12 protein-coding genes are annotated in these 17,553 nt (G+C 62.5%); 5 read left to right on the top strand and 7 right to left on the bottom strand.

What is annotated here, in order from left to right; translation table 11 throughout:
* Positions 1 to 184: 184 nt before the first annotated feature.
* Together Pan216_RS13160 and Pan216_RS13155 are read right to left on the bottom strand one after the other, a co-directional pair.
* Positions 185 to 1,645, bottom strand: a complete 1,461-nt coding sequence (locus Pan216_RS13160; protein WP_145258434.1) for a sulfatase — start codon at positions 1,643 to 1,645, stop codon at positions 185 to 187.
* A 64-nt stretch (positions 1,646 to 1,709) separates the two neighbouring features.
* Positions 1,710 to 3,155, bottom strand: coding sequence for a sulfatase (locus tag Pan216_RS13155; RefSeq protein WP_419193613.1), 1,446 nt, complete (start codon positions 3,153 to 3,155; stop codon positions 1,710 to 1,712).
* Positions 3,156 to 3,520: 365 nt separating this feature from the next.
* Between Pan216_RS13155 and Pan216_RS13150 the strand changes: the two genes are divergently transcribed.
* The 4 genes from Pan216_RS13150 to Pan216_RS13135 all read left to right on the top strand — a co-directional run bounded on the left by Pan216_RS13150 (position 3,521) and on the right by Pan216_RS13135 (position 8,266).
* Positions 3,521 to 3,982 carry a hypothetical protein gene (locus Pan216_RS13150; protein WP_145258433.1) on the top strand — a complete coding sequence of 154 codons (462 nt, stop codon included), beginning with the start codon at positions 3,521 to 3,523 and terminating at the stop codon, positions 3,980 to 3,982.
* Positions 3,983 to 4,286: 304 nt separating this feature from the next.
* A complete protein-coding gene (locus tag Pan216_RS13145) occupies positions 4,287 to 5,264 on the top strand; it encodes a substrate-binding domain-containing protein (RefSeq protein WP_145258432.1) in 978 nt (325 codons plus the stop codon).
* A 114-nt stretch (positions 5,265 to 5,378) separates the two neighbouring features.
* Positions 5,379 to 6,908 carry a sugar ABC transporter ATP-binding protein gene (locus tag Pan216_RS13140; RefSeq protein WP_419193612.1) on the top strand — a complete coding sequence of 510 codons (1,530 nt, stop codon included), beginning with the start codon at positions 5,379 to 5,381 and terminating at the stop codon, positions 6,906 to 6,908.
* Between the two features lie 17 nt (positions 6,909 to 6,925).
* Complete coding sequence (locus Pan216_RS13135; RefSeq protein WP_145258431.1) at positions 6,926 to 8,266, top strand: ABC transporter permease; 1,341 nt, start codon at positions 6,926 to 6,928, stop codon at positions 8,264 to 8,266.
* A gap of 31 nt (positions 8,267 to 8,297) precedes the next feature.
* On the opposite strand, the gene Pan216_RS13130 is transcribed toward Pan216_RS13135, so the two are convergent.
* The 4 genes from Pan216_RS13130 to Pan216_RS13115 form a co-directional block, all read right to left on the bottom strand.
* Positions 8,298 to 10,448 carry a HEAT repeat domain-containing protein gene (locus Pan216_RS13130; RefSeq protein WP_145258430.1) on the bottom strand — a complete coding sequence of 717 codons (2,151 nt, stop codon included), beginning with the start codon at positions 10,446 to 10,448 and terminating at the stop codon, positions 8,298 to 8,300.
* A 72-nt stretch (positions 10,449 to 10,520) separates the two neighbouring features.
* Positions 10,521 to 12,044 (bottom strand): sulfatase family protein, encoded by a 1,524-nt coding sequence (locus Pan216_RS13125; RefSeq protein WP_145258429.1) that lies wholly within the window; start codon positions 12,042 to 12,044, stop codon positions 10,521 to 10,523.
* A 288-nt stretch (positions 12,045 to 12,332) separates the two neighbouring features.
* Positions 12,333 to 13,349 carry an NAD-dependent epimerase/dehydratase family protein gene (locus Pan216_RS13120; RefSeq protein WP_145263933.1) on the bottom strand — a complete coding sequence of 339 codons (1,017 nt, stop codon included), beginning with the start codon at positions 13,347 to 13,349 and terminating at the stop codon, positions 12,333 to 12,335.
* Between the two features lie 129 nt (positions 13,350 to 13,478).
* Positions 13,479 to 14,309, bottom strand: coding sequence for an ABC transporter ATP-binding protein (locus Pan216_RS13115; RefSeq protein WP_419193611.1), 831 nt, complete (start codon positions 14,307 to 14,309; stop codon positions 13,479 to 13,481).
* 331 nt (positions 14,310 to 14,640) lie between these two features.
* On the opposite strand from Pan216_RS13115, the gene Pan216_RS13110 reads away from it, so the two are divergent.
* The gene (locus Pan216_RS13110) at positions 14,641 to 15,399 is read left to right on the top strand and encodes a class I SAM-dependent methyltransferase (RefSeq protein ID WP_145258427.1); all 759 of its coding nucleotides are present in this window, start codon (positions 14,641 to 14,643) and stop codon (positions 15,397 to 15,399) included.
* Positions 15,400 to 15,626: 227 nt separating this feature from the next.
* On the opposite strand, the gene Pan216_RS13105 is transcribed toward Pan216_RS13110, so the two are convergent.
* The gene (locus Pan216_RS13105; protein WP_145258426.1) at positions 15,627 to 17,198 is read right to left on the bottom strand and encodes a PRC-barrel domain-containing protein; all 1,572 of its coding nucleotides are present in this window, start codon (positions 17,196 to 17,198) and stop codon (positions 15,627 to 15,629) included.
* Between the last annotated feature and the right edge of the window lie 355 nt (positions 17,199 to 17,553).

The raw sequence follows: 17,553 nt of genomic DNA, 5'->3' as shown, positions 1-17,553 counted from the left end.
GTTCGATCGCCAGGTGAAGTTCGCCGCCGGAGTGCTTTCCTTCTAGATCGATCGACTTTCCTTGATAGATGCCGTTCCCACGCGTTGACGGTGATCCTTTGAGCATGCCCACGCAGGCGTGAGCTTGGCACCCAGAACTGGCACCCATGTCAGTGGTTCCGGAACAGGAATGATGTCGAAAGGACTACAGTCGCGATCGTATCACGGGGGTCTCGGGGTTGTTGCCTCGGGCCTTCTCCGAAAAGAGGCGTCGAAGCCGTTTGGTCTTGTTCTGGTGCTCGGGAGCGTCCGCGAGGTTGGTCAGCTCACGCGGGTCGGTTTCGTGGTCGTAGAGTTCACGACCCTGGCGTCCCTCTTCCCACTCCGCGTAGCGCCAACGGTCGGTAGTGACGGCTCTGCCCATGATCGGTTTCTGCTTGCCGGGACGGAGGATCTGCGTGAACGCCACCCCGTCCCAGGTTCGCTCGGGATCCTCCAGCAAGGGCCGAAGGCTCCGGCCATCGAGGTCCTCGGGAATCGACAAGCCGACCAGATCGACCACCGTCGGGTAGATGTCGACAAACTCGACCACCCGCTGGCAGGGAACGCCATGAGACTTGGCCGCTGGCCAGTCGATGATCAGCGGGGAACGGGCCGATTCGTCGAAGAGCGTCCGCTTTTGCCAAAGGCCATGCTCCCCGAGGTGATAGCCGTGATCGCTCCAGAAGACGACGATCGTCCGTTCTCTGAGACCAAGCCGATCGACGGCATCGAGCACCCGCCCGATCTGGGCATCGAGGAAGCTGACGCTGGCGTAGTACGCTTGCAGTGACTTGCGAAGATCCTCGTCTGGCAAGCCGTAGTTCGGCTTCGGGATGTTGTGCGGGATCGCCGCCTGGGGGATGTCATCGCGATCGTCGGACGGGATGTCGGGCAGCCGGATCGACTCGAGCGGATACATATTGAAGTACTTCTTCGGCGCCACGTAAGGGGTGTGCGGCCGAAAGAACCCGACGCCGAGAAAGAAGGGGCGGTCCGCAAGGTTCTCCAACAACCGAATCGCCTCGGTGGCGATCATGCCGTCGGTCTGCTCGTCATCGCTCCCGCCGGCGGCCAGCCAACTCATCGCCGCGCTGACCGGTTTGTGCGGGGTTGGGTTGGTGATCTTCGCTTCCTCGGTGACGTCGCGGCCCTTGGGATTGACGACCAGGTCCCACGAGGGTTTGTCGTCCAAGCCGTTGGTACCGATGCCACGCGGGACGTCGTAGTGGTAGATCTTGCCGACTCGCGCCGCGAACCAGCCATGCTGCCTGAAGAGTTGGGGCAGGGTGACGGCATCGCGCAACTGGTCCCGGAAGTGGCGATCGAGATCGTAGACGGTGGTCGCGTCCGGCCGGAGTCCCGTCATGACCGACGCCCGGCTCGGGTTGCACAGAGGGATCTGGCAATACGCCCGCTCGAAGAACGTCCCCCGCTTCGCCAGCCGATCGAGATTCGGCGTCCTCAGCCCCTCCGGCCGCGACTTTCCCAGCACGTTCCCCAGATCATCCGCCGCGACAAAGAGGACGTTCCATTCGGGTTCGCCGGCGCGGGAGGAGGGAGCGGGAACGACGAGAAGAGTCGATAAGCAGGCGATCAACCAAGAGGCGGGGTGAAGGGTTCGCATCAATAAGGCCTTTGCTGAAATCATCCGAGAGGTTTCGACAAGCGAACTCGGCGAGTGGAAGCACTCACGTCCCCGTCTGGTCGATCTTTCGCAACGTCTCCGCCTCGCGCCAGGCTTTGACCTCCCAGGGAGGGTTCTTGCCGAGGATGGGAGCGGCGTTGATTGTGGGGAGGGCGGCGCGCATCCTCGAGATGACCGCGGCGTGCTGGGGCTCGGCGGCGAGGTTGTGCCACTCGTGAGGATCGTGGTCGTGATCGTAAAGCTCTTCGCTGCCGTCGGCGTAGCGGAGGTAGTGCCAACGCGTCGAGCGGAGCGAGTGATTGTTCGGGCCGAAGGTCGTCAGGATCGGGCGGTCCCAGATGGCGTCCGGATCGACGAGCAGGGGAACGAGGCTCTTGCCCTCGAGGTCCTCGCGAGCCGGTTGGCCGGTCAGTTCGAGCAGCGTCGGAAAGATGTCGATCAGTCCGGCGGGGCGATCGCTGACTTGGCGGCTCTTCTGTCCCGGGGCGGCGATGATGAGAGGCACGTGGATGCCGTCGTTCCACAGAGATCGCTTGGCCCAGCGTGCCTTTTCGCCCAGATGCCAACCGTGGTCGGAAAAGAGGACCACGATCGTGTTGTCGCGATAGGGGCTCTTGTCGAGGGCGTCGAGCACCCGCCCGACGCAGTGGTCGACGAAGGCGACACTCGCGAGGTAGGACTGGACCGCCCCTTTCCAGCCGTCGTTCTCGAGAAACCACTCGTGACGGGGCGCGGGTAACCCGATCGTCAGGGCCTTGGCGTAGGCCGACAAGTCGTCGCGATCGCTCGTGAGGACTTCGGGAACTTCGATCTCGTCGAGCGGAAAGTCCTCAAAGTACTTGGGCGGTGCGAACATCGGCACGTGGGGACGCCAGAAGCCGGCCACGAGCAGGAAGGGCTCGGACTGCTTCGACTCCAGTTTACCAATGACCCAGTCGGCGACCTTGGTGTCGGGCATCTCCGCCTCGTCCTCCGGATAGGCGCCCCAATCCCACAGAGGATGCCCCTCGGGGTAGGAGAGCTTCTCCTTCGGACGGGGGCCGAAGCCACCCATGCCGCCGCCATACTCGTCGTAGTACTTGGCTTTGTCGTTGCCGTGAACGAACTTGCCCGCCCCCATCGTGCGGTAGCCCACCTTGGCGAACTGTTGCAACAGATTGGGGCGACGGGTGGCGATCTTCGAGGCCTCGAGTCCCGGCTGGAGGAAGTAGAGCCCCGTCGTCGACGGGTAGAGCCCGGAGAGCAGGGACGCTCGCGAGGGCGTACAGATCGGTGCCTGGCAGTGGGCGTTGCGGAAGAGAGTGCCCCGCTGGGCCAAGCGGTCGATGTTGGGAGTCTTGGCCTGCGGATGTCCACCTAGACAGCCGGTCCAGTCGTTCAGGTCATCAATCGAAATGATCAGGATGTTCGGTGGGGAGTCGCTCCGTCCGACATTCGTCAGCGTCAAGATGGCCAGGGCTGTCGCCAAGCAAGGAAGCATTGCGTTCATGAGAGTCGTTTGTCCCCACCTCCAAGGCTGTCGAATCCAAGCCGATTTGCCCGAGACGCCCCGCGTCGACAGCGAATAGTGCACTGGTCCATCCTACTTTTGGGATGCGACTGGCTTCTTGTCAGCCAGTACCGAAGGGTTAGGGGTGCACGAACACCAACTTCGAGTTGGAACAGAGCATTAGGCCCCGCATCTCCGACGAACATGACGCCAAGATACACCGAATGCGCGATGCTTGCGAAAACAACTTGCCGGACGGCCGGGGATCGCGGGAATGAATTTCTCCGGGTGATGACTTGGCGCTTTTTCGTGCGATTGCGTACAGTAGGGTATCAGCACCGCCACCCTATTCCGGGAATGAGACTATGGCTGAATCGCAAACCACGGCCGCCCCGAAGACATCGCCTCCCCAAAACCTGAACGATTCGAGCCTAACGGCGTCGAAGATCGTCGAGGAAGCCTCGCTCGCGTCGGGCCGCTGCGTCACGATTCGCACGCAGGGCGACAAGGATCACCTGGAAGTGATCGCTCCCAACGGCGCCGTCGAAGTGACGATCGACCTCACGCAGCAGGGACCGATGATTCGTCTCTCCGGAGCGCACCTTCAGCTCGAGTCGCTCGACCAGTTGACTCTTAAGGCCGACGACGTCAACCTCCTCGCTCGCAAGGCCATTCGGATGCGAAGTGAAGTGCTCGACGTCGAAACGTCGCAGGACCTGCAGCTCTACAGCGACAACACCGCCAAGCTCCTCAGTCGCGAGACCTACCTGCGGGCCGCCGACGAGATCTGCATGAATGCCGGGATGATCGTTTCCCAAGGACCGTGACCCTTGGGGCCACTCCCAAGGACCGTGACCCTTGGGCGAACGACCTCCATCTGCCGAGGCCATCGTCCCCACGCTCGTCGTGGGGATCGTCATTTCTTGAACCTTGCCGCGTTGCGCTCTTCACGCCGTGCGACGTCGAATGAGGATCGGCGAGTTTCCCCGTTTCCTGGAGAAAGCGTCCCCAAGTCGCCCCGAGGTGTTTATCCTGTGGGGAGGCTTGGGTGATCGGGCACTTCGCCAGCCGACGACGTTCGGCTCGCGGGCGTGGTGCCGCACATCTTCACAGACGACGGGAACCGCGGCGATGAGACTGACTCGGTGGACGACCACGACGGTGCTGCTGGCCTTCCTGGCCCTCGGGTGCGGCCAATCAGGGGGGACCGGCGAGCGGGGCACGATTGGGGTCTCCGTCTTGACACTGACCAATCCGTTCTTCAAGGTGATCGCCGACACGATCAAGGCGGACGCCGCCGAGCGGGGCTATGATGTCATCGTGACCAGTGGCGAGTACGACGTCGCCAAGCAGCAAGCCCAAGTCAAGGACTTCATCGTCAAGGGAGTCTCGGCCATCGTCCTGTGCCCATGCGACTCCAAGTCGATCGGACCGGCGATTCAAGAGGCGAACCAGAAGGGAATCCCGGTCTTCACGGCCGACATCGCGTGTCTGGCTCCCGAGGCCGAGGTCGTCTCCCACATCGCCACCGACAACTTCGGCGGCGGCAAGCAAGCCGCCCAAGCGATGATCGAGGCTCTCGGGGAAGAGGGGGGCCAAGTCGTCGTCCTCGACTTCAAGCAAGCCGAGTCGTGCATCCTACGCGTCGACGGCTTCAAGGAGGCGATCGCCGAGTACAACAAGGGACGAACCGAGGGGACGATCGACATCGTGGCGGAACTTCCCGGTGACGGCAAGAAGGCACAAGGCTACAAGACGACCGAGGACGCTCTGCAAGCTCATCCAGGGGTGAAGGGGATCTTCGCGATCAACGATCCCTCCGCGCTCGGCGCCCGGGCAGCTCTCGAAAAAGCGGGCAAGGCCGACGAGGTCACCATCGTCGGGTTCGACGGCCAGCCGATGGGCAAGCAAGCGATCAAGGAAGGGAAGATCTATGCCGACCCGATTCAGTTTCCCGACAAGATCGGCGCGATGACGATGGACTCGATTGTCCGCTACTTCAACGGCGAAGAGGTTCCCCCCGAGCAGTTGATCGAAACCGCCCTTTACCGGAAAGAAGACGCCCGACAGGATAACTCCCTCGACTCATCGAGACGTGTTGAACCATAGAACCCGGCCGACGAACGGGGGAACCAACCTCACTGGCGAACCAGCGGCCAGCGGCGCCCGAAGTCAGTGGACGGGACGCGCCACGACAGCGCCAGACTCCATCATCGGATCGTCATGATCGAAGCGACCCAAGCACCACGACTGCGCATCGCCGGGATCGAGAAATCGTTTCCGGGCGTGCGCGCCCTTCGAGGCGTCGACCTCGAGTTGCAGGCCGGGGAAGTCGTGGCGCTCTTGGGCGAGAATGGCGCGGGCAAGAGCACCCTCATCAAGATCCTCGGCGGTGCGATCGCGCCCGACGCGGGGACGATCACGATCGAGGGGACCGAGCGTGAGATCACCTCTCCCGTCGAGTCCCAGCAAGCCGGCATCGCGGTCATCTACCAGGAGTTCAACCTGATCCCCGCCCTGAGCGCGCGGGAGAACATCTTCCTCGGACAAGAGCCCGCGACCGCCGGTTTCATCCATGGTCGCGACGAGCGGCGCCGCGCGAAGCAGCTCTTTGACCGAATTGGCGTCTTGGTCGATCTGGACAAACCATGCCGTCAGCTCTCAATCGCCCAACAACAAGCGGTCGAGATCGCCAAGGCCCTGGCGCTTCGCTCCCGCATCATCGTCATGGACGAGCCGAGCGCCACCCTCACGCCCCATGAAGTCGAGTCGCTCTTCGCGATCATTCGCGAACTCAAGGAGCAGGGAATCGGCGTCATCTACGTCAGCCATCGGTTGGACGAAATCTTCGCGATCGCCGATCGCGTCTTGGTCATGCGTGACGGGGAACGGGTCGGGGCCAAGCCGATCGGGGAAGTCTCTCGCGACGAACTGATCGAAATGATGGTCGGACGCGCGCTGGAGAACGAGTTTCCCAAGCGTTCGGTCTCGATCGCCGAACCGCGGCTTGTGGTCCGCAAGCTCTCGCGCGGCGACACCGTTCGTGAGGTCTCCTTCGACATCCGCCGGGGCGAACTGGTAGCGCTCACCGGCCTGGTGGGGGCCGGACGCACCGAAACCGCGCGACTGATCTTCGGCGCCGATCGCGCCGAGAGCGGCTCCGTCTCTCTCGACGGAAAACCTCTGAGGCTGCGTCGTCCAGCGGACGCGATCCGCGCCGGGATCTGTCTCTTGACCGAAGATCGCAAGGACCAGGGACTCGTCTTGGGCCAGTCGGTGCTGGAGAACTTCACGCTTCCCAATCTCCCGAGCTTGAGCCGGCTCGGTTTCGTCCTCCCGAACCGGCAACGAACCCGGTTCGCAAGCTATGTCGATCAGTTGGGAATCAAGCTTGCCCACCCCAGTGTCCTCGCGAAAACGCTCTCCGGAGGCAACCAGCAGAAGGTCGTCTTGGCGAAGTGGCTGGAGACCAATTCGGAGGTAGTCATTTTCGATGAGCCGACGCGCGGGATCGACGTGGGGGCGAAGTTCGAGATCTACGAACTGATGAATCGCTTGGTCGAGACCGGCAAGTCGATCCTGATGATCTCGAGCGAACTCCCCGAGGTCCTCGGCATGGCCGATCGCATTCTCGTGATGCACGGCGGCAGCATTGTCGGCGAAATTGACGACGTCACCTCGGCAACGCAGGAACAGATCATGGCGCTGGCCGTGACGTCGCCAGCGGCTTTCGGAAATCCAACGTCACGATGACGAGATGGAACCTCAGGATGCAGATCAAGAGACCGAAACGTTCGTTCTTTGGAGGGCTGGGCGAGCACGGCATGCTCGTCGTTCTCGTCGGACTGTGTCTTTATTTCAGTGTCGCGACGTGGGCCGAACAGCATCCCACCGGACCGGAGGCGGCCCGCTCGTTGGCGGACCTGGTCGCGGGCGAAACACTGCCGAAGGCCTCGGTGCTCATCGTCGTCCAACAGGGCCGGACGGAAACGGAGTTCGCCGAGACGCTCGGCGATGAACTCGAGGAACAGGGGCTCACGGTCGCCGGGTTGGTCCAGGGTCGCCCCTCCGATGCGCGCCGGGCCCTGGAGCGAATCGCGGCCTCTTCCGGCAAACTCGGCGCGATCGCGTGCACGGAGACGACCGCCTCTTGGGGGCTCATCGCCCAGCTTGGCGAGCAGTTTCCCCACCTCAAGGAGGTGCGGGTCTTTCAGCCTCAGGGCTACTATTGGCCCAACTTTCTCAAGACCGACAACCTTCTCAATATCGCCAATCAGATCGCGGTGATCGCCATCATCGCGATCGGCATGACCATGGTGATCATCACCGGAGGGATCGATCTCTCGGTCGGCAGTCTCATCGCGCTCTCGGCCGTCGCCGCCGCGCTTCTCCTTCGAGACGCGGCGGGAGGATCGACCGCGACGACCACGGCGCTAGTCGTCTGCTCACTCGGCGGGATCATCGTGTGCGCGGCGTCGGGCCTCCTCACCGGGCTGATGATCACGCTCTTCGCGATCCCACCCTTCATCGGCACCCTCGCGATGATGCTGATCGCGAGCGGACTGGCGTACATCCTCGCGGATGGCCAGTCGATCAATGAGATTCCCGACGCGATTCTCCAATTCGATCGCGGCACCACCCTCGGCATCCCGAACACCATCCTACTGATGATCGGGCTCTACGTCGTCGCTCACGTCGTCATGACGCGGACGGTTTTCGGACGACACGTCTATGCCGTCGGCGGCAATATCGAAGCGGCGCGACTCTCGGGGGTTCCCGTCAAGCGGGTGATCGTCTCGGTCTACGTACTCTGCGGGGCGCTCGCGGGTCTCGCGGGGATCATCATGATGTCACGCTTCAAGAGTGGCGATCCCAAGTACGGCCTCATGTACGAACTCAGCGTGATCGCCGCCGTCGTCGTTGGCGGAACGTCCCTCGCGGGTGGGGAAGGGCGAATCATGGGAACGTTGACCGGCGCGTTCATCATCGCGGTGATTCAGAATGGAATGAATCTCACCAACGTGGAGAGCTACACGCAGAAAGTGGTGTTGGGCGTCGTCATTCTGGGAGCGGTGATGCTCGATCGCTTCCGGCGCCGCGACGCGGGATGATGCTTGCGCCGTCCCCAGCGATCTCCGGCGGTCATTGGTCGTTGGACTTCCCCAGTGCCTGACGGGCTCTCTCCTTCGCCCATGCCGACTCGTCGGGCGAGTCGAGGATCTCCTCAAGTCGTTTTTTCGCCTTGTCGCCCCCACGGAATCCAAGCCCGTCGATCGCATTGCCCCGATCATAGCTGTCGGCCGACTCGTCAATCACGTCGATGAGTTCGGTCACGACCAGATCGCGCGCCGCGTCACTGGCCGAGTGGTGGCTCAATCCCCAAATCGATCGACCACGATGCCTGGGCGTATCGTCGATGAGTCTTCCGAGCCGCTCGACCACGGGAGGACGCATGAGTGGACGCGTCGAGAGCGCGTAGTAGATCGCATCATCGCCGAGGCGACTGTCGAAGCTCAGCTCGATCATCCGTTTCTCCGCCGCCGGCGAGGTGGGATACCCCCACGATGAGCGAATCATCGCGAGCAGCACGTCGCGATCCTCGTCATTGAGCAGTGTTTCAACGGTCTTGGCGGTCGAGGGGGCCTGTGCCTTGGGATCGACGTGAACGATGATCTTCGCCACTGCCTCGCGAACGAAGGGGCTCTCGTCCTTTGCGAACGTGCTCAGCGAGTCACGATCGAGAGCATCGTCCCCCATGGTCGCCAGGGCGAGCAGCGCCCGGGCGCGAATGAGCGGTTGCTCGCTCGAAAGCATCGGCTTGACCAGGGGGATCAGGGACGAGCGATCGAAGACGGCATCATGGGCTTGCGCGAGGATTTGCAGCGCGGCGCCCCGCTGAGCGTCACGCTCGAGCATGCTCGTCACTTGTTTCAGGGCTTGCCGCTTGAGCTGCGGATCGTTCGATTGAGCGAGTTGCTTCCAGAGTTCCTTCTGGGACGAGCCATGGTCGGCGGCAACACCCGCCGGGTCGCGATGGAGTTCGGGGATCGGCGCGCCCAACCGCTTTAACGCCTCCGTGGCGGCGCCACGAGATGTTTCGGTCTCGTTGGGATTTGAAGCGATCGCGTTCAGGGCGTCGATCGCCTTGGGTCCTCCGTGAGCGCGAAGTCCCATGATCGCTTCACGCCGCATCCGTGAATCGACCTGCTTGCCTAGCTCCCGGATCAACCCATCGACGACAAGGGGATGAGCGTCGTCCGTCGCCGGCTTCCGCAGTCCCCATACGGCACGTTGGTACGGTCCCTTCGCCTGTTCGAGCGCTTCGATCAGCCGTTCGGCCACCACGCGACGGAGCAACGGTCGCGTGGCGAGGGCGTAGTAGAGGACTTCCCGCCCCTTGGTCGGATGCCGACTCAGCTCGACCAGACGCTCCTCCATCGCGGGCGTCGACGGCTTGCCCCAAAGACTCTTGTAGGTCGCGGTGACGACCGCGCCGTTCTCATCGTGGAGAAGCTTCTCCACGGCAGGGAAGATCGCCGCATCGCTCGCTTGTGGATCGATGGCGTAGAGCACCCCGGGAACCAACATCCGCAGACGCGGATCCTGGGCGTCGGCATACGTCAGAACTCGGGGAACATCGCTCTTGTCGCCCCCGATGACGGGGAGGACTCGCAGGGAAAGATCGACGTGATTGCCATCATCGAGGAACTTGCGGACGGTGGACAGAAACCGCGACCCATCGAAGCGATAGCGATTGGCTCGCCGCAACGCGAGCAGCGCCTTGGCGTGGTCACTTGGATCCTCGGCCGCCAGCATCGCCGCGACCTCATCCAGCGCCGCGGCTCTCTTCGAGGAGTCGCTCGAGGTAACCCGATCGGCAAGAGTAGGGGGGCGAAGTGGAAAGACGCGCGTTCGCACCTCACCATTGTCTTCGATACGCGCGACCATCTCGCGAACGCCGAGATCATGGAGCCCGGCAAGACGTTGACGGGCGAAACGCTCGAAACCCTTCCAGTCCTCCATCTCCAGGAGAAGTCTCGACTGATCTTTCAGGAGACGCGGTAGTTCCTTGTCCACCTCACTTGGCCCGAGGCGATGCTCCTCGCCCTCGACTCGAACCAGAGCCGAACCATCGACGAAGAGCATTAACCGCGTTTCGGGAAGGGCTTCGCCGACTTGAAGATCCTCCGTCACTTTGGAGTCGTCGGCGGCCCAGGCGCCCAGGGCTTGCGCGAGGGTGAGGGCCATCCCCAAAAGGAGGAGGTTGACACGACGCGGGCGGGGATCACTCATGGGGAACTCCGATCACGCGGGAGTTGGGGGCTCGCCGAGAGCATCCCTCGACGTTCTCAACGCGGGTGCAGGTTACTTGCCTTCGGCCGCCCACGCTTTCATCTGGGCGATATTGTCTCGAATCTCCTGGGCCCCCTCGGGCTGGCGTCGCTCGAGAGCCTTGAGATAGACGGCCATATCGCTGTCGTACATCCCCTCGGGCTCGGTCTGCTGACCGCGGTCGCCCGACCAGTGGACCCAATCCGAAAGCGCCCGCCTCATGGAAATCAGCCGCAGGGCATGGTCGGGACTCTCGGCGAGATTGGTCGCTTCGTAGGGATCGTTCTTCAAGTCGTAGAGCTCTTCCTCGGGCCGCGTGTCGGCCATGATCCGGGCCTGCTCGGCGTTTAGTTGTCCCGAGGCGTGTCGCCGCCGCATCGCTTGAAGGATCGGCTTGTTGTCCTTGTATCGATTGGGAGCGAGATAGGGACGCTCGGGGTGGAAGTTGCGGATGTACTTCCAACGAGGTGAGCGAAGAGCCCGGATGCGATCAACCGTTTCATCGCAGCGATCGCGAGCCGAGACGGCGTAGTCTCTCGGGACGTAGTCGGCCGCGAAGATGTCCCGTCCCTGCATCCAGGCGGGTTTCCCCACCCCGGCGAGGACCAAGGACGATGCACCGAGGTCGATCTGCTCGACGGGATCCTCCCGCACGCTCGCGGGCTCGATCGCCGGTCCCTTGACGATCAGCGGAACGTGCATGCCGCCGTCATAGAGATACTGCTTGTTGCGGACGTGACTGATCCCGTGGTCGGTGAGGAAGTAGATGTAGGTCTGGTCCAGCACGCCGGCTTGCTCGAGTCGCTCGAGAATTTTGCCGACTTCCCAGTCGGTGTAGCGAACGGTGTCGAGGTACTGGGCCCAATCTTCGCGAATGACCGGATCGTCGGGCAAGTAGGGAGGGAGGGTGACGCGGCTGGGATCGGTGCGCGAGCCGAGCGTCTTTTCGACTTGCTTGGGCCACTTCTCGCCGTCGCCAGGACCGCGGAGCTTGCCGCCGCGAAGCTGAACTTGGCAAAAGAAGGGCTGACCCGGCTTCCGCGCCGCCCAATGAGTCGCGTCGTACATCGCCGGATCCGACTCGAAATTGTAGTCGGTCTTGGCGGTCTTCACTTTCGGGTTCTTTTTCACCTGAGCCTCCGAGCGAACAAAGTCGCCGAAGGAGAGGTTGTTGACGTGATAGTCGGCCTTCTGGAAGAGTTCGGGTACGGGAACCACGAAGTCGGGGAGATGGATCTTCTTCTCCCCGCGACCGGAGCGATGTTGATGGGCCCCGATGCTGGTCTGATACATGCCCGTCACCAGGGCCGAACGGCAAGCGGAACAAACGGGAGCGGTGACGACGGCGTTGGTGAACTTGACTCCTTGCTTGGCCAGCCGGTCGACGTTTGGGGTTTCGATTACCTTTTGCCCGTAACAGCGAAAGTCCGCCGACATATCCTCGACGACGATCCAGACAATGTTGGGCCGAGCCGCTTCCGCGAGCGCGGATCGCGAACCGACAGGAATCGCGACGGCGAGACAACACAGGACGGCGAGAGCGCGACACCAACGCATCGAAGAACCTCATGTGACTAGGGTAGGCATCAGAAGCCCCGCGCGGCCCAATCGCGGCGGCCGTCCCCATGATCGAGCATCGACGATCGATCGTCAACGGTTAGCAGTCCGTTGATGGATGCGGTCCGAGGCGAGAACGAGCCATGTTGGTCAAGGTCAAGGAGGACAAACGCAGGCGAATCCGTCGATTCGTCGAGTTGTTCCAACGCCGAGATTGGTCAAAAGGGCCGTTCGCAGCCGGCAGCGAATCGATCAACGGGCTGTTGGTCCGGATCGAGTTCGCTCGCGTCAGAACTTGCCGTCGCGGACCTGGAAACTGGTCGGTTTGCCGTGAGTCTCCCCTCCACGCATCACCCACGCCGCGACCCAATCGATCATCTGGGTCGCGTTCACGCTCGGGTAGCCAAACCGCTGATGTGATTGCTGGCCATTGTTGAGCAGGGCCGTGGGAGCCTCCTCGCCGGAAAAGGTGACCGGCTTGTCCATCCGCCGGGCGAACTCCTCGCAGACGTGGCGAACGCCCAAGGTCTCGGGGCCGGAAACGTTCAACACGTGCGGCGGGGTGTCGCAATCCTCGAAGGAAGCCAGCGCCATCGCGCACGCGTCGGTCTGCCAGATGACGTTGAACGCTCCCATCGAGACATCGATGACTTCCTCCGCCCAGACCCGCCTCGCCAAATCGACGAGCACGCCGTAGCGGAGTTCGCAGGCGTAGTTCAGACGAATGATCGCCATCGGGATGGAGCACTGCTGACTGAAGTAGGTGAGGATGCGTTCTCGTCCCAGGCAACTGTTACCGTATTCGCCGACCGGCTCGAGCCGGTCCGATTCGACCGACCCTCCCGAGACGACGGGGACCAAGGGATAGACATTTCCCGTGGAGTACGCCACGACCCGGCTATCCCGAAAGCGACGGGCGACCATCGCCGGCACCCAGGTGTTCATCGCCCACGTGAGAGCCTCGTTGCCCGTCGTCCCGAACTTGACGCTCGTCATGTGGACGACGTTGGGCGCATCGGGGAGGGCGGCAAATGCCTCCTCGTCGAGTAAGTCGGCTTGAACGGTCTCGATCCCCCATGCGTCGAGCTTCGCCCGCTCGGCTTGCTTGCTGAAGCGAGAGACGCCGACGATGCGACGCGACTTCCCCGCGAGTTCCGAGGCGCGCCGCGCCAGCCGGGCCAACGTCGGGCCCATCTTGCCGCCGACTCCCAGGATCAGCAGATCCCCCTCAAGGCGTTCGAAGGCCTCGACCAGATAGGACGGCGGGACGCTCAGACGTTCTTCGAGTTCACCAACGGATCCGATCGACATGGGGACGCTCTCTCAACGAGGGAAGGCGAGGGGGACTCACAATGCCACCACGTGACATCATGCAAAAAAGTGCGAGGTTCGGCGAGTCGCTTGAACGAAACATCGTTTCGGGTCGCGAGAGACTCACGTCCCGACCGCGGCTCCCACGCGGCGCCGGGGCGTGACGGTGGGACGTCCCGATCGCTCATCGGGACGAATGTCGACGTTCACGCGAAAGACCGACGCGATCCGCGCTTCGGTGAGCACGTCGGTCGGCGTCCCTTCGGCAACGACCCGGCCGCCGTTGAGCAACAGGACTCGATCGGCGTACGCCGCCGCGAGGTTGAGATCGTGCAAGACCGAAAGGACCGTCAAGCCCTGCTCGCGCCGCCAAGCGACTTGGTCGAGAAAGGCCTGCTCGTGGTAGAGGTCGAGATGGGCGGTCGGCTCGTCGAGAGCGAGGATTGGCGTCTCTTGAGCGAACGCGCGGGCGAGGAAGACCCGCTGCCGCTCGCCGCCGGAGAGGGTGGTGATGACCCGGTCGGCGAATTCGGTGACGTCCGCCTCGCGCATCGCTTGGACGATCGCCTCTTGATCAGTTGGTCCGGGAGGCTTGAGCCGTCCGAGATAGGGCGTGCGGCCGGCGGCGACCACTTCACGAACGCTGAAACCGAAGGCGACTTGACCATCCTGGGGCACGAACGCGATCCGCTTGGCGACCTCTTGACGGGAGAGCCGCGGCAACGGATCGCCGCCGACGAGCACTTGCCCCGCCGTGGAAGGGACAAGGCCGAGCAGCAGTCGCAGCAGGGTGGTCTTGCCGGCGCCGTTGGGGCCGACGATCGCGAGCCATTGACCCGAGTCGACGCTCAAGCCGACGGAATCGACGAGGGTCTTGTTGTTGACCACGAAGGAAAGATCTTCGGCGGCGAGTTTCACGGGTCTCTCGGCGTTGGGAAGGGAGAGTTTGTCCACTCTCCCAGGATCGGTTTTGGAGATTCGTCGTGGATGGGGGAGAGCGCTCCCCGACCGATGTCCTCACCAAGATCATCCTATGGAATGAATGGGGTGAGTCCCTCTCCACGGTCGTTGCCAGGCGATTGCGCGACCTTCTGGTGGCAGGATGTCAGCACCACGTTTGGGATGCTAGAGTAGAGGGCGTGATCGGGGGAACCCGGCCTTTCGATCGACGGAGCTGTTCGGGTGCCGCTGGCTGACTGCCAGCCAGGGAGAGCTGGTTGGGGGTCCGCCAGCACGCCAATCGGATGATGACACGACAACTGGATTGAGTGATCGGAGTGAATGAATGGAAGAATCGACCGGCCAGCGCAGCACGCTTACCAAGCCTCGGTACAGTTTTCTCGATCTCGGACTGTTGGCCGTCCTGTTACTGCTCGCCCTCGCATTTGGTGTGAAGCCGCTTGTCGAGCGAATCTATCTTCAGCCGACCCCGATCGCTCCGGTGTCGCTGGCTCCCTTGGCGCCGAAGACCGGGGCGAAGGCGTACCAGAACGAGTACCAGTTCTCCGACGACATGTTCACGCACAACATTCCCGTCTGGGAAGCGGCCCTGGCTCCCTATAAGGGGAAGCCCGACCTCAACTATCTCGAGATCGGCGTTCACGAGGGGCGGTCGGTGATGTGGATGCTTGAGAACGTCCTGACCGACCCCACATCGCGATTGACCGGCATCGACGTTTTCGCCGACGAATATAAGGGCGTGAAGGGGGGATACAAAGCCGTCTACCTCGCCAACTTGGAAGCCGCCGGAGCCTCCGACCGTGCCACCACCATCGAGTCGTTCTCCCAATTGGCGCTGCGAGAACTGCCCCTTGACTCGTTCGACATCATCTACATCGATGGCTCCCACGCCAACGACGATGTCCTCGAGGATGCCATCCTCAGCTCGCGTCTGTTGAAGAAAGGGGGACTGATGATCTTCGACGACTACGGCGGAGAGCACGGGCACCCGAAGTTCGGCATCGACACCTTTTACGAGATCTATGGCGACGACTACGATACCTTGCACAACGGGTACCAGATCATCTTGAGGAAGAAGGCGTGAGGCTCGACGGCCGATGCGGGAAGACTCTTGAGGAACATCGGGCGGGAGTGAACGGGCCGGCGAAGAGAGACGCCCCAATCCTTGGTGTGCGTCCCTCTTCGCACGGGTGTCTTCGGACGGCGACCGTCCCGACGAAACAAGCTCGCGGAACGTTTGCCGACATCCCGAGCGATCCGCTCTCGCGTCATCGCTCGGGAACTCCATCGACAACGTTCACACCGACGGGACTACGAATTGTCGCCAGCCGGAGGGCTCCCCGCCGAACGATCGAGATTCGTCTTCGGACGAAGGGTGTTGGGCGTGGCCTTGTTGTCGTCGACCGACGGCAGGTCGCGGTCGGCTCCCCGATCAAGAGCGTCCTTGGCGTCCTTCGAACGTTCCTTGAGCGACTCGTCGAAGTTCCGGTTCATCCGCTTGTTGAGCGGTGTCGGCGCGTCGGCGTCCTTCGGAGTTGCGTCGGATTTGTCAGCGTTCTCACGTTCACCGCTCGCGTCCTTGTTCTCCGACGACTTCGTCCGCTCTTTCGTCGAGGGCTTCGCGTCGTCCGAAGGAGGATAGAGGCTGGTACGAGGGTCGAATCCCTGCTGTCCGTCACGACCCTGCGTCCCGAAGTGACGATGGATTTTGGAGGCGAAGGCGGTGTCGAGGAGACGGGTGTAACCATCGGCGTCCACGGCGGGAGCCTGGTTTAAGTCGTTCGACGAGTCGAGACGAAACGCCCCGTCCTCTTCGGCCTTGCTCGCATCCATCGTCAGGGCCTGGAAGGGCACCGCGACGACGTCTCGGCGATCCGAGCCATTCTGACGATCGGCTTGATCGACCTGATTGGGGGCATTGGCCTCGCGATGGTCGGCCTGGCTATCGCGTTCCCCCGTCCGCTTCTGGGGTTCGAGGATTGCATACGCCAGCCGATCACCTACACCGACGACCCAGTCCTGAACGCCGGAGTGCTGACCGCCATCTTTCGTCAACGCGATCTTCTTCTTGTCGAGTTGCGACACCCGCCAGAAACGCTCGTCCTTGGTGGAATCGTAGGCGGTGTCGGCACTGTTGGCAGGACCCTGGTTCCGCTCGGCACGGGCCGTATCGCTGGAGCGATCATCGCTGCGCGACGCGTAGCCGAAGTATTCGTTCGTTCGCGCGATCGCCTGGTCGAGCATCTTCCGCGTTAGATTTTTCTCCTGGAACGCGGGAGCGTCGTCGAGCTTCTCCTCGTCGACGCGGAGGACGATATCGCGGCCTTCGGTGTTGATGTTGACCATTTTCCACGGAATCACGCGGAGATCGCCTTCACGCTGACCTTGCGGGTCCTTGTTGCTTGCAAGCTCGTTGTCGCGGGGAGGCGGGTTCAGTCGCTGGGAAGCCCGCTCTTGGTTCTGCTGGTTGTTGGCCGGATCATCCCGCGATTCTTCCCGATCGGAGCGAGCCGTGTTTCCAAGAGCGACGACCGCGTAGGCCATGTCGCCGTTGCTTGAGACCAAGATGTCGTTGAGCTCACCGATCTTCTGCCCATCCTTGGTCTGCACGGGCATCTTGAGCAGATGACGGGTCGTCAAGGCGTGCGTCTGGTGCTGTTGGTCGCCGGCGGTTTGTTGGCGATCGCCGATCGAGTCGCGAATCACCCGCCTGCTCGCATCAATCGGCATGCGGCCGGGCAACACGGGGCTGGGATCGTAAATGACGGTTCGCCCGTCGGGCAGTCGTTCGATGACGCGCTGGGCGTTGGCGGTTGGCGTGCTCAGCAAGCACAGGGTGATCGCGGATCCCGTCATGGTCCCCGTTGTTAGCCACTTTCTCATGATGTTCCCTCTTTCGGTTTCGTCGCGTGAGATCCAAGCCCGCGCGGTGAATCAACTAGGCTGAATTGATCCCTGCGATAGCGTCATGTGACGTCGTCCCCGTACGAGCGTCTCGGGATTCGCCGCGCGGAGTCGGCGAGATCGCCTACCTCTCCCAACTCCGCGCGTGAATCCAGGTCTTTGGCTCGATAGGGGGCCTCGGCGGCAACCCGTTCCCCACGCGATTCGCTTCCCTTCGAAGAGCCCCTTGCCCTCCGTCGGAAGAAGTAGCTTGCAACGTCGGTGCCAGCGAGGGGGCAGATGAGAAGAGATGCCACGAATAGCGATGCCATGGTTATGTCATTCATCCCGCGAG

Source organism: Kolteria novifilia (assembly GCA_007748055.1).
Classification (GTDB): Bacteria; Planctomycetota; Planctomycetia; order Kolteriales; family Kolteriaceae; genus Kolteria; species Kolteria novifilia.
This window is presented reverse-complemented; position numbering and strand designations above follow the sequence as displayed.